General features: G+C 72.2%; 27 protein-coding genes. 2 read left to right on the plus strand and 25 right to left on the minus strand.

The genetic code is table 11. From position 1 onward, the window contains the following. Positions 1–186: 186 nt before the first annotated feature. The 5 genes from rpsI to GYH36_RS10845 all read right to left on the minus strand — a co-directional run bounded on the left by rpsI (position 187) and on the right by GYH36_RS10845 (position 4,595). Positions 187–675, minus strand: a complete 489-nt coding sequence (gene rpsI / locus GYH36_RS10825; protein WP_162289855.1) for a 30S ribosomal protein S9 — start codon at positions 673–675, stop codon at positions 187–189. Positions 676–720: 45 nt separating this feature from the next. Beyond that, complete coding sequence (gene rplM, locus GYH36_RS10830) at positions 721–1,164, minus strand: 50S ribosomal protein L13 (protein ID WP_024840336.1); 444 nt, start codon at positions 1,162–1,164, stop codon at positions 721–723. A gap of 170 nt (positions 1,165–1,334) precedes the next feature. Beyond that, positions 1,335–2,255, minus strand: a complete 921-nt coding sequence (trhO, locus tag GYH36_RS10835; protein WP_162289856.1) for an oxygen-dependent tRNA uridine(34) hydroxylase TrhO — start codon at positions 2,253–2,255, stop codon at positions 1,335–1,337. 20 nt (positions 2,256–2,275) lie between these two features. Then, complete coding sequence (locus GYH36_RS10840) at positions 2,276–3,955, minus strand: ABC-F family ATP-binding cassette domain-containing protein (RefSeq protein ID WP_162289857.1); 1,680 nt, start codon at positions 3,953–3,955, stop codon at positions 2,276–2,278. Positions 3,956–4,055: 100 nt separating this feature from the next. Next, positions 4,056–4,595, minus strand: coding sequence for a DUF937 domain-containing protein (locus GYH36_RS10845; protein WP_162289858.1), 540 nt, complete (start codon positions 4,593–4,595; stop codon positions 4,056–4,058). 189 nt (positions 4,596–4,784) lie between these two features. Between GYH36_RS10845 and GYH36_RS10850 the strand changes: the two genes are divergently transcribed. Beyond that, complete coding sequence (locus tag GYH36_RS10850) at positions 4,785–5,186, plus strand: DUF5709 domain-containing protein (RefSeq protein ID WP_162289859.1); 402 nt, start codon at positions 4,785–4,787, stop codon at positions 5,184–5,186. Between the two features lie 38 nt (positions 5,187–5,224). Here GYH36_RS10850 and truA read toward each other — a convergent pair whose 3' ends face one another. Next, entirely contained in the window at positions 5,225–6,103 is an 879-nt protein-coding gene (gene truA, locus GYH36_RS10855) for a tRNA pseudouridine(38-40) synthase TruA (RefSeq protein ID WP_162289866.1), read from the minus strand. Positions 6,104–6,306: 203 nt separating this feature from the next. On the opposite strand from truA, the gene GYH36_RS10860 reads away from it, so the two are divergent. Then, positions 6,307–7,077, plus strand: coding sequence for an ROK family protein (locus GYH36_RS10860; RefSeq protein ID WP_162289860.1), 771 nt, complete (start codon positions 6,307–6,309; stop codon positions 7,075–7,077). 6 nt (positions 7,078–7,083) lie between these two features. Here the strand turns inward: GYH36_RS10860 and GYH36_RS10865 are convergent, their stop codons facing one another. The 19 genes from GYH36_RS10865 to rplX all read right to left on the minus strand — a co-directional run bounded on the left by GYH36_RS10865 (position 7,084) and on the right by rplX (position 18,781). Beyond that, a complete protein-coding gene (locus GYH36_RS10865; protein WP_312028597.1) occupies positions 7,084–7,896 on the minus strand; it encodes an alpha/beta fold hydrolase in 813 nt (270 codons plus the stop codon). Between the two features lie 158 nt (positions 7,897–8,054). After that, on the minus strand, positions 8,055–8,615 hold the full coding sequence (rplQ, locus tag GYH36_RS10870) for a 50S ribosomal protein L17 (protein ID WP_162289861.1): 561 nt from the start codon (positions 8,613–8,615) through the stop codon (positions 8,055–8,057). A 74-nt stretch (positions 8,616–8,689) separates the two neighbouring features. Beyond that, positions 8,690–9,709 (minus strand): DNA-directed RNA polymerase subunit alpha, encoded by a 1,020-nt coding sequence (locus GYH36_RS10875; protein ID WP_024840327.1) that lies wholly within the window; start codon positions 9,707–9,709, stop codon positions 8,690–8,692. Positions 9,710–9,922: 213 nt separating this feature from the next. Beyond that, positions 9,923–10,327 carry a 30S ribosomal protein S11 gene (gene rpsK, locus GYH36_RS10880; protein WP_021479759.1) on the minus strand — a complete coding sequence of 135 codons (405 nt, stop codon included), beginning with the start codon at positions 10,325–10,327 and terminating at the stop codon, positions 9,923–9,925. A 113-nt stretch (positions 10,328–10,440) separates the two neighbouring features. Beyond that, on the minus strand, positions 10,441–10,815 hold the full coding sequence (gene rpsM / locus GYH36_RS10885; protein WP_021479758.1) for a 30S ribosomal protein S13: 375 nt from the start codon (positions 10,813–10,815) through the stop codon (positions 10,441–10,443). A 239-nt stretch (positions 10,816–11,054) separates the two neighbouring features. Next, positions 11,055–11,168 carry a 50S ribosomal protein L36 gene (gene rpmJ, locus GYH36_RS10890; RefSeq protein ID WP_003956441.1) on the minus strand — a complete coding sequence of 38 codons (114 nt, stop codon included), beginning with the start codon at positions 11,166–11,168 and terminating at the stop codon, positions 11,055–11,057. Positions 11,169–11,263: 95 nt separating this feature from the next. Then, entirely contained in the window at positions 11,264–11,485 is a 222-nt protein-coding gene (infA, locus tag GYH36_RS10895) for a translation initiation factor IF-1 (RefSeq protein WP_012867920.1), read from the minus strand. Positions 11,486–11,754: 269 nt separating this feature from the next. After that, a complete protein-coding gene (gene map / locus GYH36_RS10900; protein ID WP_024840326.1) occupies positions 11,755–12,591 on the minus strand; it encodes a type I methionyl aminopeptidase in 837 nt (278 codons plus the stop codon). Between the two features lie 43 nt (positions 12,592–12,634). Further along, complete coding sequence (locus tag GYH36_RS10905) at positions 12,635–13,246, minus strand: adenylate kinase (protein WP_263971382.1); 612 nt, start codon at positions 13,244–13,246, stop codon at positions 12,635–12,637. Then, a complete protein-coding gene (gene secY / locus GYH36_RS10910; RefSeq protein WP_024840324.1) occupies positions 13,243–14,541 on the minus strand; it encodes a preprotein translocase subunit SecY in 1,299 nt (432 codons plus the stop codon). Before secY ends, GYH36_RS10905 begins: the two co-directional genes overlap by 4 nt. Before the next feature lie 307 nt (positions 14,542–14,848). Beyond that, a complete protein-coding gene (gene rplO, locus GYH36_RS10915) occupies positions 14,849–15,391 on the minus strand; it encodes a 50S ribosomal protein L15 (RefSeq protein WP_081772291.1) in 543 nt (180 codons plus the stop codon). Positions 15,392–15,393: 2 nt separating this feature from the next. Continuing rightward, a complete protein-coding gene (rpmD, locus tag GYH36_RS10920) occupies positions 15,394–15,576 on the minus strand; it encodes a 50S ribosomal protein L30 (RefSeq protein WP_021480439.1) in 183 nt (60 codons plus the stop codon). Then, a complete protein-coding gene (rpsE, locus tag GYH36_RS10925) occupies positions 15,576–16,232 on the minus strand; it encodes a 30S ribosomal protein S5 (RefSeq protein ID WP_024840322.1) in 657 nt (218 codons plus the stop codon). Before rpsE ends, rpmD begins: the two co-directional genes overlap by 1 nt. A gap of 40 nt (positions 16,233–16,272) precedes the next feature. Continuing rightward, entirely contained in the window at positions 16,273–16,644 is a 372-nt protein-coding gene (gene rplR / locus GYH36_RS10930) for a 50S ribosomal protein L18 (protein WP_024840321.1), read from the minus strand. 2 nt (positions 16,645–16,646) lie between these two features. Next, a complete protein-coding gene (gene rplF, locus GYH36_RS10935) occupies positions 16,647–17,183 on the minus strand; it encodes a 50S ribosomal protein L6 (RefSeq protein WP_024840320.1) in 537 nt (178 codons plus the stop codon). 19 nt (positions 17,184–17,202) lie between these two features. Beyond that, positions 17,203–17,601 (minus strand): 30S ribosomal protein S8, encoded by a 399-nt coding sequence (rpsH, locus tag GYH36_RS10940; RefSeq protein WP_024840319.1) that lies wholly within the window; start codon positions 17,599–17,601, stop codon positions 17,203–17,205. Between the two features lie 82 nt (positions 17,602–17,683). Next, positions 17,684–17,869, minus strand: coding sequence for a type Z 30S ribosomal protein S14 (locus GYH36_RS10945; protein WP_021480434.1), 186 nt, complete (start codon positions 17,867–17,869; stop codon positions 17,684–17,686). A gap of 1 nt (position 17,870) precedes the next feature. After that, a complete protein-coding gene (rplE, locus tag GYH36_RS10950) occupies positions 17,871–18,440 on the minus strand; it encodes a 50S ribosomal protein L5 (protein ID WP_024840318.1) in 570 nt (189 codons plus the stop codon). Then, positions 18,440–18,781 carry a 50S ribosomal protein L24 gene (rplX, locus tag GYH36_RS10955; RefSeq protein WP_024840317.1) on the minus strand — a complete coding sequence of 114 codons (342 nt, stop codon included), beginning with the start codon at positions 18,779–18,781 and terminating at the stop codon, positions 18,440–18,442. The genes rplE and rplX overlap by 1 nt, the downstream gene beginning before the upstream one ends. Positions 18,782–18,783 lie beyond the last annotated feature (2 nt).

Consider the following 18,783-nt stretch of genomic DNA (forward strand, 5'->3'; position numbering starts at 1 on the left):
CTCCCCGGGGTCGTCGTGGGGCATGGCCTGCCCCAGCGCGGGGGCCCCGCCCGGCCCCGCCCGCCCCCGGGCCGCCCCCGCCGCCGGCCGCCCCCCCCCCCTCCCGGGGGTGGGACACCGCGCCACACAAACGCCGGCGCCCCCGGCGGAGTTGGTCCCCCGGGGCCGACGATCGCACAGCGCGGATCAGCGCTTGGAGTACTGCGGTGCCTTGCGGGCCTTCTTGAGACCGGCCTTCTTGCGCTCGACGACGCGGGCGTCGCGAGTGAGGAAGCCGGCCTTCTTCAGCGCGGGGCGGTTGTTCTCGGCGTCGATCGCGTTGAGCGCGCGAGCGATGCCGAGGCGCAGCGCGCCGGCCTGGCCGGACGTGCCGCCGCCGCTGATGCGGGCGATGACGTCGAAGCGACCCTCGACGTCGACCAGCTTGAGCGGGGAGTTCACGAGCTGCTGGTGAACCTTGTTCGGGAAGTACTCCTCGAGCTCGCGCCCGTTGATCTTCCACTGCCCCGTCCCGGGGACGAGGCGCACGCGCGCCACGGCCTCCTTGCGGCGGCCCAGGGCCTGGCCGGGGGCGGTGATGCTCTGGCCGCGGCCCGTGGGGGCGGCGGACTCGGAGGTGTAGGTGCTGGGCGTCTCGTCGCCCAGGGTGTCGGTGTCGACGGTGGTCTCGGCCACGGGTGGTGTCCTCGCGTCTCTCTGTGCGCTACGCCTGGGCGGCGATTACTGCGCGACCTGGGTGATCTCGAACGGCTTCGGCTGCTGCGCGGCGTGCGGGTGCTCGGCACCCGCGTAGACCTTGAGCTTGCCGAACTGGGCGCGACCGAGGGTGGTCTTGGGGAGCATGCCGCGCACGGCCCGCTCCACAGCACGCTCGGGGTGCTTCTCGAGCAGGTCGCCGTAGGCGACGGCACGCAGACCACCCGGGTACCCGGAGTGGTTGTAGGCCATCTTCTGCTCGCGCTTGTTGCCGCTCAGGGCGACCTTGCCGGCGTTGATGACGATGACGAAGTCACCGCCGTCGACGTGCGGAGCGAAGGTCGGCTTGTGCTTGCCGCGCAGCAGGGTGGCCACGTGGCTGGCCAGGCGGCCCAGGACGACGTCGGTCGCGTCGATGACGTACCAGTCGCGCTGGACGTCGCCGGGCTTCGGGGTGTACGTACGCACGGTCGTAGCCTTCGTTTCTGTCTCAGGATGTCTTCTTCGACCGCTGAAGCAGGCGGCCGAGAGGGCAGGTCGTTGCGCGGCGGGCTCGTTCGGCACCCGCTCCTTGGCCGGCAGCGAGTGGGCGCGCTAGCGACACGGGTGTCGTGAGGTGAGCACAACGACTCAACAGACTACCCGCGAGGCAGGCCACCGGTCAAAGCGGCCGGGCGCTCGCGCACGCACTGCTCGCAGCGCGTCGACCGCGCGACGTGGACGCAGTCCGGGCAGTACAGCCGCAGCGTCCGACAGCTCGGGTCGGCGCAGTTCTCGTACTTCGCGGTCGCGGCGCCGCACCGGGTGCACGCGCCGAGCGGGGTCGACCCCGGGCCCAGCTCGACGTGCATGCGCTCGTCGAACACGTAGAGCGAGCCCTCCCACAGCCCCTGCGAGCCGAACACCTCGCCGTACCGCACGACGCCGCCGTCGAGCTGGTACACCTCCTCGAACCCGCGGGCGCGCAGCAGCGCGGAGAGCACCTCGCACCGCACGCCGCCCGTGCAGTACGTGACGACCGGGCGCTGCTTGAGGTCGTCGTACCGCCCCGAGTCGATCTCGGCGACGAAGTCCCGCGTCGTCGCGACGTCCGGCACCACCGCGCCCCGGAAGCGGCCGATCGCCGCCTCGAACGCGTTGCGCCCGTCGAACATCACGACGTCGTCGCCGCGCTGGTCGACGAGGTCGTGCAGCGCCTGCGGGCTCAGCCGCTCCCCGCCGCCGACCACACCGTGCTCGTCGACCGCGATCTCGTCGGGGACGCCGAACGCCACGAGCTCGGGCCGCACCTTGACGGACAGGCGCGGGAAGTCGCGACCCGTGCCGTCCGACCACTTCACGTCGACCCCCTCGAACCCCGGGTACCGCCGCGTCGTCTTCACGTACTGCTTGAGGTCCTCGACCGTCCCGCCGAGCGTCGCGTTGATGCCGTGCTCGGACACGATCACGCGGCCCGTGAGGTTCCAGCGCTCCCCCAGCGCCTGCTGCCACAGCTGGACCGCGCGCGGGTCCGGAAGGGGCGTGAAGGCGTAGAAGAGCACGATCTTGTGGACGGCCATGCCCACCAGGATAGGGACGGCTACCGCGCCCGGCGGACGCGCTCGACCTCCCACACCGGCTCGGGCGCCTCGACGACCTCGCCGTCCGCGCCGAGCACCAGGAAGCGGTCGAACCCGCGCGCGAACCACCGGTCGTGGGTGACGGCGAGCACCGTGCCCTGGAAGGCCTCGAGCCCCGCCTCGAGCGCCTCGGCCGAGTGCAGGTCGAGGTTGTCCGTCGGCTCGTCGAGGAGCAGCAGCGTCGCGCCGTCGAGCTCGAGCAGGAGGATCTGGAAGCGCGCCTGCTGCCCGCCCGAGAGCGTCTCGAAGCGCTGCTCCGCCTGCCCCACGAGCTCGTACCGGTCGAGCGCGCGGCTCGCGTCCTCGCGCCCCCTGCCCGCCCGGTGGCCCTCGCCGCGGTGGAGGATCTCCAGGAGCGTGCGCCCCCGCAGCTCGGGGTGGTCGTGGTTCTGCGCGAACCAGCCCGGGCGCACGCGCGAGCCGAGCACCGCGCGGCCCGTGTGCGCCACCGGGTCCGGCGCCGCGCCGTCGTGCACGGTGCCGGGCTCCGGGTCGCTCCCGCCCGCGGCCAGCAGGCGCAGGAAGTGCGACTTGCCCGAGCCGTTCGAGCCGAGCACCGCGACGCGCTCGCCGAAGAACACCTCGACGTCGAACGGCTTCATGAGCCCCGTGAGCTCGAGCCGCTCGCACGTCACCGCGCGCTTGGCCGTCCGCCCGCCCGTGAGCCGCACGGTCACGTTCTGGTCGCGCGCGACCACCTCGGGCCGGCCCGCCTCCTCGAACTTGCGCAGGCGCGTGCGGGCTGCCTGGTAGCGGCTCGCGAGGCCGTCGTTGAACGCGGCCTTCGTCTTGAGCGTGCGCACGAGCTCGGTGAGCTTCGCGTGCTCCTCGTCCCAGCGGCGCGCGAGCTCCGCGAGCCGGTCGCGACGGTCGGCACGCGCCTGCGCGTAGGTCGCGAAGCCGCCGCCGTGCACCCACACCGTGCCGCCGCCCGGCGTCGGCTCGAGCGTCGCGACCTGCGTCGCCGTGCGCGCGAGGAGCTCGCGGTCATGGGAGACGAACAGGACCGTCTTGGGCGACGCGACGAGGCGCTCCTCGAGCCAGCGCTTGGTCGGCACGTCGAGGTGGTTGTCCGGCTCGTCGAGCAGCAGCACCTCCTCCGGCCCGCGCAGCAGCGCGGTGAGCGCGAGGCGCTTCTGCTCGCCGCCGGACAGCGTGCGCACGTCGCGCCACTGCGCCTTCTCGAACGGGACCGACAGCACCTCGTGGGTGACCTCGTCCCACCCGGCCTCGGCGTCGTACCCGCCCACGTCGGCCCAGTCGACGAGCGCCTGCGCGTACCGCAGCTGGGCCGGCTCGTCGTCGACCGTCATGATGTCGTGCTCCGCCGCCGCGAGCTCGAGCGCGGCCTCGCGCACGGCCGTCGGGGCGAGCTCGACGAGCAGGTCGCGCACCGTGCGGTCGTCGTCGATGCGCCCGACGTCCTGCCGCATGACGCCCAGGCCGCCGCTGCGCGCGACGGTGCCGGCGTGCGGCGCGACGTCGCCCGTGACGATGCGCAGGAGCGTCGACTTGCCCACGCCGTTCGGCCCGACGAGCGCGACCCGCGCGCCGTCGGCGACGCGCAGGCTCACGCCGTCGAGCAGGGTGCGCCCGTCGGGCAGGTGATACGTGACGTCGCTGAGGTCGAGGTGTCCCACGAGGCACATGGTCCCCCGCGCGAGCCGCCCCGGTCACGCGGTTTGCGCGCACTCCCGGCCGCGCCCGCGACCGGGGCGTCCCCTGGCGCGCCGGGACGGGTCAGCGCCGGCCGCCCCCGAGGAGGCCGCCCAGGCCGCCCAGGAGGTCCCCGATGCCGCCGCCGGAACCGCCGCCGAGCAGGCCGCCGAGCACGTCGCCCAGACCACCGCCGCCCTGCGGGGCCGTGGCCGACGTCTGATCCTTGCCGCCGAGCTGCTTCGCGAGGAACGCCAGCGCGATCGGCGCGAGCGCGGGCAGGACCTTCTGCATCAGGTTCTGCCCTGCGCCCGTGGAGTCGGCGAGCTGCGCGACGACGGCCTCCTCGTTCGACCCGAAGACGTGACGCACGATCTTCTCGCCGTCCGCGGTGTCGACCGCGTCGAGGTCGACGCCGCCCTCGACGAGCGACGGGTCGTGCTGCGTGATCGCCTCGCCGAGCGACGCCGCACCGGCCGGGTCCTGCGCGTTCGCCTGCAGGCCCCCGAGCAGCGCGGGGAGCGCCGCCCCCACGGCCTGCTGCGCCGTCGCCTCGTCGACGCCGAGCCGCCCGGCGAGCTGGTCGAGCGGGATGCTGGAGATGATGTCGTCGATGCCGGCCATGGTCGTCCTCGTCGTCGGGCGCGCCCGACGTCCGGGCGCGGTCTGGAGGGTCCCGCGCGGGTGGCGGGCCCGGGCTCGTCCGACCGAACGACTGCGGCACGACCCCTCCCACGGTAGCGCTCGCGGCGCGTCCGTGCAGGTCATCCCGCACGTGCTGCGTCGGTCGGCACGAGGTGCGACCGTGGACGCATGAGCGAAGACACGACCGGCACGAGCCCGGACCCGGAGACGGGCGCCGAGGGCGACAACGACCAGCTCCAGGCGGAGGACACGCTCCTGGACCGCGGGGTGGACGACGTGCTCGACGAGGGCTACTCCCCGCCCGACCGGCCGCGCACGAACCACTTCGGCGAGACCCCGTGGGAGGAGGTGCACGGCGAGACGCTCGACCAGCGCCTCGCCGAGGAGGAGCCCGAGGAGTGGGAGCGCGAGGGCACCGAGCGCACCGACCCGAACCGGGCCGGTCGGCTCGTCGCGGACCCCGACGCGCTCGACGGGCGCCAGAACGACACGTACGCGGGCGACGAGGGCATCTCCGGGGGCGCGGCCGGGGCCGAGGAGGCCGCGGTCCACGTCGTCGAGGAGCCCTGAGCCCCTGCCGGTCCGGGCGGCCGCCGCCCGGACCGGCCTCACCCCGCGCCGGGTCCGGTCCGGTCGTCCCAGACGTCCTCCTCGTTGCGCACCGCGCGGACGCGGTCGGCCCGCGCGGCGAGCTCGGCGTCCGGCGGGTACGTGACCTCCTCGAGCACGAGCCCGTGCGCGGGCACGACGCCCGCCCCCGCGTCCCGCCTCCGGCTCGCGAGCAGGCCCGCCGGCCAGCCGACGTCGCGCCGCCCCTCCCCGACCGCGAGCGACGCGCCGACGAGCGCGCGCACCATGTTGTGGCAGAACGCGTCCGCGCGGACGTGGGCGAGGACGAGCCCCGCGTCCGGCCCGTCGACGGGCCGGGACCACGACAGGTGCTGCAGCTCGCGGATCGTCGTCGCACCGGGACGCGGCTTGCAGAACGCGGCGAAGTCCCGCACCCCGAGCAGCGGGCGCACCGCCGCGTCCATCGCCGCGACGTCGAGCGGGCGGCGCGTCCACAGCACCCACTCGCGGCGCAGCGGGTCACGCAGGGCCGGGTCGTCCGCGATGCGGTACGTGTACGCGCGGTGCAGCGCCGAGAAGCGCGCGTCGAAGCCTGCCGGGGCCGGTGCGGCGCGCCGCACGACGACGTCGCCCGGCAGCACGCCCCCCAGCCGCGCGACGAGCGCGTCCCCCGGCGCGCGGTCCGACCGCCCCGGCAGCGCCTCCCACTGCGCCCGGCCGAGGTCGACGTGCGCCACCTGGCCCCGCGCGTGCACGCCGGCGTCCGTGCGCCCGGCGACGGTGAGCCGCGGCGCGGGACCGCGCAGGAGCGTCGCGAGCCCGTCCTCGATCGCCCCCTGCACCGTCCGCAGGCCCGGCTGCCGCGCCCACCCGGCGAACGCCGTGCCCTGGTAGGCGAGGTCCAGCCGGACGCGCACGACGTCGTCGCCCTCCCCGTCCGGTCGGGTGCTCGGCCGGGCGTCCGGTCGCCCGGGCGGCGTGGGGCCGGGTGCCGCGACGTCCGGTGCGCCGGAGGGTGCGTCGGGCCGCGCTGCGTCGAGGGTCGGGGCGTCGCTCACGGGAGTTCACCGTAGTCGCCCGGTCGTGCGGTCCGCGCGCCGTCGTGCCTACGCTGCCGCCCATGACCGGCGACCAGGCAGACGTCCGCACGCTCGCCGTCGACTGCGGCGGCAGCGGGATCAAGGCGAACGTCCTCGACGCCTCGGGCACGGCGCACGCGACGGCGGTGCGCGTCCCCACGCCCTACCCGCTGCCCCCCGAGCTCCTCGTCGAGACGATCGCCGACATCGCGGCGTCGCTGCCCCCGGCGGACCGCGTCACCGTCGGCATGCCGGGCATGCTGCGGCGCGGCGTCGTCGTCCACACGCCCCATTACGTGACGCGCAGCGGCCCGCGCTCGCGCGTCGACCCCGCGCTCCTCGCGGCGTGGACGAGCTTCGACGTCCAGGCGGCCGTCTCGCGCCGGCTCGGGGTGCCCGCGCTCGTCCTCAACGACGCGGAGGTGCACGGCGCGGGGGTCGTCGCGGCGTCCGGGCTCGAGCTCGTGCTCACGCTCGGCACGGGGCTCGGCTCCGCGCTCTTCCACGGCGGGCGGCTCGCCCCGCACCTCGAGTGGTCCCACGCCCCGGTGCGCCGCGGCACCACGTACGACCAGTACGTCGGCGAACCGGAGCGGCGCCGCCTGGGCGACGGCCTGTGGTCACGGCGCGTGCTCGCCGTCGTCGAGGGCCTGCGACCCGTGTTCTGGTGGGACCGGCTCTACCTCGGGGGCGGGAACTCGCGGCGGATCACGCCGAGCGTCCTCGACCGCCTCGGTGACGACGTCGTCGTCGTGCCGAACTCCGCGGCGCTCGTCGGCGGAGCGCGCGCGTGGGACCTGCCGCCCGCGTGACCGCGCTCAACCGCGCACGGGGAGGCCCGGGCGCGCCGGAGGTGCCGTGCCGCCGTCCGGCGCGGGCGGTGCCGCCTGCGCGACCGTGCGGTGCGCGTCGAGCAGCACGCGGTTGAACGCCACCGGGGCGTCCAGGCTCACGAGGTGCCGCGCCCCCGGGACGACCACGAGCCGCACGGGAGCGCCCCCACGGCGAGCCGCCTCGGCGAAGGCGCGCTCCCCGAGACGGAAGTGGTCCCACCGGCCGTTCACGAGCCACACGGGCGTCCCCGCGGCCGCGAGGGCCACGACCGGGTCGACCGCCCCGACCTCGCGCAGGATCGCGCTCATGACGTCGAGCGCGAAGCCCCCCGCGGCGAGGTCCGCCGCGGCCTGCGGCGTCAGCGCCCGGTCGACGAGCGCCTGGTTGAGGCCTGCGCCGCCGTCGGGCAGCCGCTCGATGCCCCGGGCCAGGAGGAGCCAGCCGCCGCGCAGGAGCGTCGCGGGCGGCGTCGAGCACGCGGCCGCGACGAGCCCGACGACGCGCTCCGGGTGCCGCGCGCGCGTCTCGATCGCGACGTACCCCCCGAGCGAGAAACCGACGACGAGCGCGCGTCCGCCCACGGCGTCGACACCGTCCACGACCGCCTCGACCGCGCCGTCGAGCGTGAACGCCTCGCCGCGCCGGGCGCCGTGACCGGGCAGGTCGACGGCGAGGGCGTCGACCCCCGCGCGTCGCAGCGCGTCGAGCTGTGCCCGCCACATCGAGCGCGACGTGCGCGAGCCGTGCACCAGGACCACGGGCGGCCACCCCGGCCGCCCGTTCTCGGGAGAGGTCACGGCACGACCCTAGGACGCGCCGCTCCCCCGCGCGCGACGGCTCACCCCCCGCCGAGCATGCGGTTGCCGCCCGTCGGAGCGGCCGGACGGGCGGTATCCGCATGATCGGCGGGCTAGACCCTGCGTCACGAGCGGCGCTCGCGCGGCGAGGAGGAGGCTCAGGCCTCCTTCTTCTCCTCCGCGGCGTCCTCGACGGGCGCGTCCTGGACGTCCTCGGCGGGAGCGTCCTCGACGGCGGCGGGAGCGTCCTCGACGGGCGCGTCATCGACCGTGTCCGCCTTCGCGGCCGGCTTGTCGGCCTTCTTGCTCGCCTTCTCCGCAGCCTTCTCCGCCTCGCGGACGACGGCCTGCTTCGGGCTGACGGGCTCGGTCACGAGCTCGATGACCGCGAGGGGCGCGTTGTCGCCCTTGCGCGTGCCGACCTTCGTGATGCGCGTGTAGCCACCCTCACGCTCCGCCATCTGCGGGGCGATCTCGGTGAACAGCGTGTGCACCACGGACTTGTCGCGCACGACGCGCAGGACGCGACGACGGGCGTGCAGGTCGCCACGCTTGGCGAACGTGATGAGGCGCTCGGCGACCGGACGCAGGCGCTTCGCCTTGGTCTCGGTGGTCGTGATCCGGCCGTGCTCGAAGAGCTGGGTGGACAGGTTCGCGAGCATCAGGCGCTCGTGAGCCGGACCACTGCCGAGCCGGGGGCCCTTGGCGGGGGTAGGCATGGGATGTGCTCCTTGGGAAGTTGTCGCGCCGCAGGTGCGGACCCGGACGCGCTGAGGTGTCTAGAGCCGCAGGCTCAGTACTGCTGCTCGGTGTCCGAGAACGTCGCCTCGTCGTCGTCGCCCTCGTAGTACGCGGCGGCCGACGGGTCGAAGTCGAGCGGCGAGTCCTTGAGGGACAGGCCGAGCTCGGCGAGCTTCTCCTTCACCTCGTTGATGGACTTCGCACCGAAGTTGCGGATGTCCAGCAGGTCCGCCTCGCTGCGTGCGACGAGCTCGCCCACCTGGTGGATGCCCTCGCGCTTGAGGCAGTTGTACGAGCGGATCGTGAGGTTGAGCTCCTCGATCGGCAGCGCCAGGTCCGCGGCGAGAGCCGCGTCCGTCGGCGACGGGCCGATCTCGATGCCCTCCGCCTCGACGTTGAGCTCACGGGCCAGCCCGAAGAGCTCGACGAGCGTCTTGCCGGCCGACGCGAGCGCGTCGCGCGGCGAGATCGCCGGCTTCGTCTCGACGTCCACGACCAGCTTGTCGAAGTCCGTCCGCTGCTCGACACGCGTCGCCTCGACCTTGTAGGTCACCTTGAGGACGGGCGAGTAGATCGAGTCGACCGGGATCCGGCCGATCTCGGCGTCGAACGACTTGTTCTGCGACGCCGAGACGTACCCACGGCCGCGCTCGACGGTCAGCTCGATCTCGAGCTTGCCCTTGTCGTTGAGCGTGGCGATGTGGAGGTCGGGGTTGTGGACCTCGACACCCGCCGGCGGCACGATGTCCGCCGCGGTGACCGCACCAGCACCCTGCTTGCGCAGGTACATCACGACGGGCTCGTCGTTCTCCGAGGAGACGACGAGGTTCTTGATGTTGAGGATGATCTCGGTGACGTCCTCCTTCACACCCGGCACGGTGGTGAACTCGTGGAGCACACCGTCGATGCGGATGGAGGTGACCGCCGCGCCCGGGATGGACGACAGCAGCGTGCGACGCAGCGAGTTGCCGAGCGTGTAGCCGAAGCCCGGCTCCAGCGGCTCGATGGAGAAGCGCGAACGGTTCTCCGAGATGACCTCTTCGGTCAAGGTGGGGCGCTGTGCGATCAGCACTGGTGGTTTCCTTTCGGTGAGCGTCCGCCATATGACGCTGCACGGTTCAAGGCGAGGTGCGCGCCTGCGGCACGCGGCCCCGGTCGGGACTCTGTCCACCCGACCGGGAGGGGCGTCGGCCCCGTCAGGAGGCGGTCACCCCGTGACGGGCGCCGTCGACGGGCTCGGCCGGTTACGACCGGGCGGCCCGTCGACGGCACGCCGACGAAGGGGTCAGACGCGACGACGCTTGGGCGGGCGGCACCCGTTGTGCGCCTGCGGCGTGACGTCCTGGATCGAGCCGACCTCGAGGCCGGCCGACTGCAGCGAGCGGATCGCGGTCTCGCGACCCGAGCCCGGGCCCTTCACGAAGACGTCGACCTTCTTCATGCCGTGCTCCTGCGCCTTGCGAGCAGCGGCCTCGGCCGCGAGGCCGGCGGCGAAGGGGGTCGACTTGCGCGAGCCCTTGAAGCCGACGTCGCCGCCGGAGGCCCACGCGATCACGGCACCCGACGGGTCCGTGATCGACACGATCGTGTTGTTGAACGTGCTCTTGATGTGCGCCTGGCCGGCGGGGACGTTCTTCTTGTCCTTGCGGCGAGGCTTGCGCCCAGCGGCGGCGCGAGTCTTGGGAGGCATGTCCTTCTTCTCTCCTGGTCTGAGGTGGTCTGACCGCGGGGATCTCCGCCCGGCACGACGCGGACCGTGAGGTCCGGGTCAGCGCGCGAGCAGGGCCCGCCCTGCGGACTGGCTCAGCGGGCCTTCTTCTTGCCGGCCACGGTGCGCTTCGGTCCCTTGCGCGTACGCGCGTTGGTCTTCGTGCGCTGGCCGCGCACGGGCAGGCCGCGGCGGTGACGCAGGCCCTGGTAGGTGCCGATCTCGACCTTGCGGCGGATGTCGGCGGCCACCTCACGACGGAGGTCACCCTCGAGCTTGTAGTTGCCCTCGAGGTAGTCGCGCAGCGCGACGAGCTCGGCGTCGCCGAGGTCCTTCACGCGCGCGTCCGGGCTGATGCCGGTCGCGGCCAGCGTCTGCTGGGCGCGGGTACGGCCGACGCCGTAGATGTAGGTGAGCGCGACCTCGAGCCGCTTGTCGCGGGGGAGGTCGACGCCGATGAGACGTGCCATGTGCCTTTCGGCTCCTCGTTCTTCGTCGGAGGTCTGTCGCACCGCCCTCCCACGGGGAGCTCCGCGGGCCCCGGCCTCCGAGCCGGGGGTTCCCCTGCCTGTGGCGTTCTCCGCCCGGACTCGCGTCCGGGGTGCCGAGCAGGTTCGTGGTGGTGCGCTGGTGGCCGGCCGTCGTGGTGACGGGCGGCCCGGTGATCACGGCCCCGAAGGACCCTCACCCGTGGCGCAGGCGCGTGGGCTCAGCCCTGGCGCTGCTTGTGCCGCAGGTTGTCGCAGATCACCATGACGCGACCGTGCCGGCGGATCACCTTGCACTTGTCGCAGATCTTCTTGACGCTGGGCTTGACCTTCATCTTCGTTCCCTCAGTGGTGCCCCGCTCCGGGCGCGACCGACGTGCGGCCCCGGTGACCGGGTGGCGAGGCGGGTGAGTGGGTGGACGCGTGGCGACTACTTGTAGCGGTAGACGATCCGGCCGCGGGACAGGTCGTACGGGCTCAGCTCGACCACGACCCGGTCCTCGGGGAGGATCCGGATGTAGTGCTGGCGCATCTTGCCCGAGATGTGCGCGAGAACCTTGTGACCGTTGGCCAGCTCCACGCGGAACATCGCGTTCGGCAGGGCCTCGACCACGCTGCCCTCGATCTCGATGACACCGTCCTTCTTTGCCATGTCCTCCGCTAACTCTCGTCTGAACTGCTAGGACTCCCGCGCGCGCCCGACCCGCGGGTCGTCCGATCGTGGGAGGTGCGTGGAGCCGCGTGCGGCGGTCGGTCGCCCGGGTCCCGAGGGACGGGGGCCGGTCGAACGACGTGCACGGACTACACCCGACGGACCATCCTACGGCATCGGGCAAGGGACGCGAAACCTCAGGGCTCGGCAGGCGGGGTGCGACGCGTCACTCCCCCGGGCCGGGACGCCGAGGCCGGCGCCCGCTCGCGTCAGGACGAGAGGGCCGCGACCCGGACGCCGCGCTCGGCGAGCTCCGCCGCGCCGCCGTCCGCGGCGGTCAGCACCCAGATGCCGTCCTCGAGGATCGCGACGCTGTGCTCCCAGTGCGCGGCGCGCGCGCCGTCGTCCGTCACGACCGTCCAGTCGTCCTCGCACACCTCGGTGAACCGGTCCCCCAGCGTCACCATCGGCTCGATCGCGAGGCACATGCCCGGCTTCAGCCGCGGGCCCTTCTCGCGCGTGCGGTAGTTGGGGACGTCCGGCGGCTGGTGCATCGCGGACCCGATCCCGTGGCCCACGTAGTCCTCGACGATCCCGTACGTCACGCCGTCGGACTCGCCCGACGCACGGACGGACTCCTCGATCGCGATCCCGACCTCGCACAGGCGCTCGCTCGTCGCGAGCGCGGCGATGCCCGCCCACATCGCGCGGCGCGTGGCCTCGACGAGGGCCTCGTCGCGCGGGTCGCCGTCGCCGAGCACGAACGACACGGCGGAGTCCCCGTGCCAGCCGTCGACGATCGCGCCGCAGTCCACGGAGACGACGTCGCCCGGGCGCAGCTCGCGGGGGCCCGGGATGCCGTGCACGACCTCGTCGTTCACGGACACGCACAGCGACGCCGGGTAGCCCTCGTAACCGAGGAACGAGGGCGTCGCCCCTGCGTCAGCGATGACCGCCGCGGCCAGCGCGTCCAGGTCGGCCGTCGTCATGCCCGGCCGCACCGCGTCCCGGACGGTCTCGAGCGCGCGCGCGACGACGAGGCCGGCGCTGCGCATCGACCGGACCTGGTCGTGCGTCTTGTACTCGATGCGCTCGCGACCGAACATCGTGCTGCTCCCCGGAGGACCGTGCGGGACGACCGTCGCCGGCTCAGCCGACGAGCGCGGTCAGCGCCGAGACGATGCGCCCGGTGACCTCGTCGATGTCGCCGATGCCGTCGACGCGGACCAGCAGCCCGCGCTCGTCGTAGGCGGACGTGAGCGGCGCCGTCTGCTCGGCGTAGATGTCGAGACGGCGCGCGATCGCCTCCTCGGTGTCGTCCTCGCGGCCCTCGATCTCGGCACGCTTCGCGAGACGCGCGAGGAGCTCGTCACGGTCCGCGGTGAGCTCGACGACGCCGTCCAGCGCGACGCCGAGGTCGGCGAGGATCGCGTCGAGCTCGACGACCTGGGCCGCGTTGCGCGGGTAGCCGTCGAGGATGAACCCCTGCGCGGCGTCGTCCTGCGCGAGGCGGTCGCGCACCATCGCGTTGGTCACCGAGTCCGGGACGAGCTCGCCCTTCGCGGTGTACTCCTGCGCGAGCCGACCGAGCTCCGTGCCGCCCTTGATGTTCGCCCGGAAGATGTCGCCGGTCGAGATCGCGGGGATGGACAGCTGCTCGGCGAGCCGGGCGGCCTGCGTGCCCTTGCCCGCGCCCTGCGGGCCCATGATGACGAGACGGGCGGGGCGCGACGCGGACTGGCCGTCGGTGGCGTTGCTCAACGGAGGAACCCTTCGTAGTGGCGCTGCTGCAGCTGGGAGTTGATCTGCTTGACCGTCTCCAGGCCGACGCCGACGACGATGATGATCGAGGAGCCACCGAACGGGATGTTGGTGCTCACGCCGAGCCCGATGAGGACCAGCGTCGGCAGCAGTGCGACGAGCGCGAGGTAGATGGAGCCCGCGGACGTGATGCGGGTGATGACGTAGTCGAGGTACTCGGCCGTGGGGCGACCGGCGCGGATGCCCGGGATGAACCCGCCGTACTTCTTCATGTTGTCCGCGACCTCGTCCGGGTTGAACGTGATCGACGTGTAGAAGAAGCAGAAGAACAGGATCATCAGCACGTAGAGCACGATGTGCAGCGGCGCTGCCGGGTCGGCGAGGTTGGTGCTGATCCAGATGACCCAGTCGGCGCTCTGGTCGCCGAACTGCGCGATGAGGCCCGGGACCGCGAGCAGCGAGGCCGCGAAGATCACCGGGATGACGCCGGCCATGTTGATCTTGATCGGGATGTACGTGCTCGAGCCGCCGTACATGCGGCGCCCCACCATGCGCTTGGCGTACTGGACCGGCACGCGGCGCTGCGACTGCTCCACGAACACGACCAGGCCGATGACGACCACGATGACCGCGATCATGATGATGAAGTTCGTCGCGCCGTTCGCGCCACCGGCGATCGACCACAGGGCGGTCGGGAAGCTCGCGGCGATCGACGTGAAGATGAGCAGCGACATGCCGTTGCCGACGCCGCGCTCCGTGATGAGCTCGCCGAGCCACATGATGAGGCCCGTGCCCGCGGTCATGGTGATGACCATGAGCGCCATCGTCAGGAAGCTGCCGTCGGGGATGACGTCGACCGAGCAGCCCTGGAAGAGCAGGCCGTTGCGCGCCGTCGTGATGACGGTCGTCGACTGGAGGATGGCGAGCGCGATCGTCAGGTAGCGCGTGTACTGCGTCAGCTTCGCCTGGCCCGACTGGCCCTCCTTGTGGAGCGCCTCGAAGCGAGGGATCACGACGCGCAGCAGCTGGACGATGATGCTCGCGGTGATGTACGGCATGATGCCGAGCGCGAAGATCGACAGCTGGAGCAGTGCCCCGCCGCTGAACAGGTTGACGAGGCCGAGCAGGTCGTTGCCGTCGGCGGTCTCCGCGATGCACTGCTGCACGTTGGGGTAGTCCACGCCCGGCGTGGGGATGAACGACCCCACCCGGAAGATCGCCATGATCGCGATCGTGAACAGCAGCTTGCGCCGCAGGTCGGGCGTCCGGAAAGCCCGGGCGAATGCGCTGAGCACCTATCCTCCTGGCCCGCCGAGGCGGGATGTCGTGTCGCCGGGAGGCCCGGCGAGGTGTGACGCACGGCACGGGCGCCAAGAGGCACCCTAGCCGTAGCGTCGCGTCGAACGGCAAGTCGGTCCCGACGACCGGACGGACCGACCGTGGACCTGGAGTGACGGCGGTCACCCCGCAGGGCGGAGAGACAACCGTCGGAGAGTCTAACCGTGGTGCGCTGCCGGACGGACCACGGGTCGTGCGGGCGGACGTCCGCAGACGCGGACAGGGCCGACGGCGCGTGCGCGCCACCGGCCCTGTCCGGAGCTGTCAGTCCTCGGAGACCGAGCCGCCGGCCGCGAGGATCTTCTCGCGCGCCGAGCCCGAGAGGGCGTCGACCGCGACCTCGAGCTTGACGGTGATCTCGCCCGTGCCGAGCACCTTGACGAGCTGGCCCTTGCGGACCGCGCCCTTCGCGACGAGGTCCTCGACGGTGACCTGGCCACCCTCGGGGTACAGCGCCGCGAGCTTGTCCAGGTTCACGACCTGGTACTCGGTGCGGAACGGGTTCTTGAACCCGCGCAGCTTCGGGAGGCGCATGTGCAGAGGCATCTGCCCGCCCTCGAAACGCTCGGGGACCTGGTAACGAGCCTTCGTACCCTTGGTACCGCGGCCCGCCGTCTTACCCTTCGACGCCTCACCACGACCCACGCGGGTCTTGGCCTTCTTGGCGCCGGGAGCCGGACGCAGGTGGTGGACCTTGAGCGTGCCGCCGGCACCCTCGGTCTGCGCGGTCTCCGCCTTCGCGGGGGCCTTCGCAGCGGCCTTCTTCTTCGGAGCCTCAGCGGTCTCCTTGGTGGCCTTCTCAGCCATGGTCACTCGACCTCCTCAACGGTGACGAGGTGCGCCACCGTCGCGACCATGCCGCGGATCTCCGGGCGGTCCTCCTTCACGGCGGTGTCGCCGATCCGCTTGAGGCCCAGAGTGCGCAGCGTGTCGCGCTGGTTCTGCTTGCCGCCGATGGCGGACTTCGTCTGGGTCACCTTGAGCCTGGCCATCAGGCGTTCACCCCCGCAGCACGGGCACGCAGGAGCGCGGCCGGGGCCACGTCCTCGAGCGGGAGACCACGGCGCGCGGCGACAGCCTCAGGCTGCTCCAGGTTGCGCAGGGCCTCGACGGTCGCGTGCACGATGTTGATCGCGTTGGACGAACCGAGCGACTTGCTCAGCACGTCGTGGATGCCCGCGCACTCCAGCACGGCGCGCACCGGACCACCGGCGATCACACCGGTACCGGGAGCGGCCGGACGGAGGAACACGACGCCGGCGGCGGCCTCACCCTGGATGGGGTGCGGGATGGTGCCCTGGATGCGCGGGACCTTGAAGAAGTTCTTCTTGGCCTCCTCGACACCCTTGGCGATCGCCGCGGGCACCTCCTTCGCCTTGCCGTAGCCGACGCCGACGGTGCCGTCGCCGTCGCCCACCACGACGAGCGCGGTGAAGCTGAAGCGGCGGCCGCCCTTGACGACCTTGGCGACGCGGTTGATGGTGACGACGCGCTCGACGAAGGCGTTCTTCTCGGCTGCGTCGCCACGGCGACCGTCGCGACGGTCACCGCGACGGTCGTCGCGGCGCCCCCCGCGCGCGTTCTGGTCGCTCGACTCGTTGGCGGCACCCGTGGGGGCGCCGGTGTTGCTGCGCTGCCCTGCAGCCATCAGAGAATCCTTTGCTTCCGTGTGGGGATGGTCGTCGTCGTCACAGGGACAGACCGCCCTCGCGGGCGCCGTCGGCGACCGCAGCGACCCGACCGTGGTACTTGTTGCCGCCACGGTCGAACACGACCGCGTCGACGCCCTTGGCCTTCGCACGCTCGGCGACGAGCTCGCCGACCTTGCGGGCCTTGGCGCTCTTGTCGCCGTCGAGCGCACGCAGGTCCGCCTCGAGCGACGAGGCCGACGCGAGTGTCTGGCCGATCGTGTCGTCCACGACCTGGGCCGTGATGTGACGCGAGGAGCGCGTCACCACGAGGCGCGGACGAGCGGCGGTCCCCTTGATCTTCTTGCGCAGGCGCAGGTGGCGGCGCTGACGCGCGACGGCCTTGCCCTTGCCGAGAACCTTCAGAGCCATCGTTACTTACCAGCCTTTCCGACCTTGCGGCGGACGACCTCGCCGGCGTAACGCACACCCTTGCCCTTGTACGGCTCGGGCTTGCGGATCTTGCGGATGTTCGCTGCGACCTCGCCGACCTGCTGCTTGTCGATGCCGGAGACCGAGAACTTCGTCGGGCTCTCGACCGCGAACGTGATGCCCGCGGGCGGCGTCACGACGACCGGGTGGCTGAAGCCGAGGGCGAACTCGAGGTCCGAGCCCTTGGCGGTCACGCGGTAACCGGTGCCGACGATCTCGAGCTTCTTCTCGTAGCCCTGCGTCACGCCCTGGACGATGTTCGCCAGCAGGGTGCGCGTGAGGCCGTGCAGCGCGCGGGACTCGCGCTCGTCGTTCGGGCGCGTCACCACGAGGGTGCCGTCCTCCTGAGCGACCTGGATGGGGGCGGGCACGTGGTGCTCGAGCGAGCCCTTGGGGCCCTTCACGGTCACGAGCGCACCGCTGATGGTGACGTCCACTCCGGCGGGCACCGGAACGGGGATCTTGCCGATTCGAGACATGGCGTATCTCCTTTCCGGATTACCAGACGTAGGCGAGGACTTCGCCGCCCACGCCCTTCGTGGCGGCCTGCTTGTCGGTGAGCAGACCGGAGGACGTGGACAGGATCGCCACGCCCAGGCCGCCGAGAACCTTCGGCAGCTCGGTGGACTTGACGTACTTGCGCAGGCCGGGCTTCGACACGCGGCGCACGCCGGAGAGGCTGCGCTCGCGGTTCGGGCCGAACTTCAGCTGGATGGTGAGGTTCTTGCCCACCTTCGCGTCCTCGACGCTCCAGCCGGAGATGTAGCCCTCGGCCTGGAGGATCTCGGCAATGTGCGACTTCAGCTTCGAGTACGGCATGGTCACCGTCTCGTGGTAAGCCGAGTTCGCGTTCCGCAGACGCGTGAGCATGTCTGCGATCGGGTCGGTCATCGTCATCGGGCTCTAGCCCTTCCTCGACGTGGTATCCGGGCGGAGGCGCGTCGTGCGACGCGCTCCGCCAGGACCTACGACGTAGTTGTTACCAGCTGCTCTTGGTGACGCCCGGGAGCTCACCACGGTGGGCCATCTCGCGCACGCAGATGCGGCACAGGCCGAACTTGCGGTACACCGAGTGCGGCCGACCGCACTTCTGGCACCGGGTGTAGGCGCGGACCGCGAACTTCGGCTTGGCGGCCGCCTTGTTGATCAGGGCCTTCTTCGCCATGTCAGTTCTCCTTGAAGGGGAAGCCGAGACGGCGCAGCAGGGAGCGGCCCTCGTCATCGGTCGTCGCCGTGGTCACGATCGTGATGTCCATACCGCGGACACGGTCGATCTTGTCCTGGTCGATCTCGTGGAACATCGACTGCTCCGTGAGGCCGAACGTGTAGTTGCCGTGCCCGTCGAACTGCTTGGGCGACAGGCCGCGGAAGTCGCGGATGCGCGGCAGGGCGATCGACAGCAGGCGGTCCAGGAACTCCCACATGCGGTCGCCGCGCAGCGTGACGTGCGCGCCGATCGGCATGCCCTCGCGCAGCTTGAACTGCGCGATGGACTTGCGGGCCTTGGTCACCTGCGGCTTCTGGCCGGTGATCGCGGACAGGTCGCGGATGGCGCCCTCGATGAGCTTCGAGTCCTTCGCGGCGTCACCGACACCCATGTTCACGACGATCTTCGTGACGCGGGCGACCTGGTTGACGTTGTCGTGCCCGAACTCCTCGCGCAGACCGGCGACGATCTCGTCGCGGTAGCGCTGCTTCAGGCGGGGCACCTCAGGGGCAACGATCTCGGTGCTCATCAGATGTCCTTCCCGGAGCGCTTGGCGACGCGCACGCGAACGGTGCGCTTGCGGCCGTCACGCTCGACCTCTTCGGTGCGGTACCCGACGCGGGTGCCCTTCTTGGTCTCCGGGTCGACGACCATCACGTTGCTGATGTGGATCGGGGCCTCGACGGTCTCGATCCCACCGGTCCGCGAGCCGCGCTGCGACTGGCCGACCTTGGTGTGCTTGGTGACGCGCTGGACGCCCTCGACGATGACGCGGTCACGGTCGGTGAGCACCTCGAGGACGCGGCCCTGCTTGCCCTTGTCCTTGCCGGCGATGACGACGACGAGGTCGCCCTTCTTGATCTTGGCCATGG

This window comes from Cellulosimicrobium composti (assembly GCF_010287905.1).
Taxonomy (GTDB): domain Bacteria; phylum Actinomycetota; class Actinomycetes; order Actinomycetales; family Cellulomonadaceae; genus Cellulosimicrobium; species Cellulosimicrobium composti.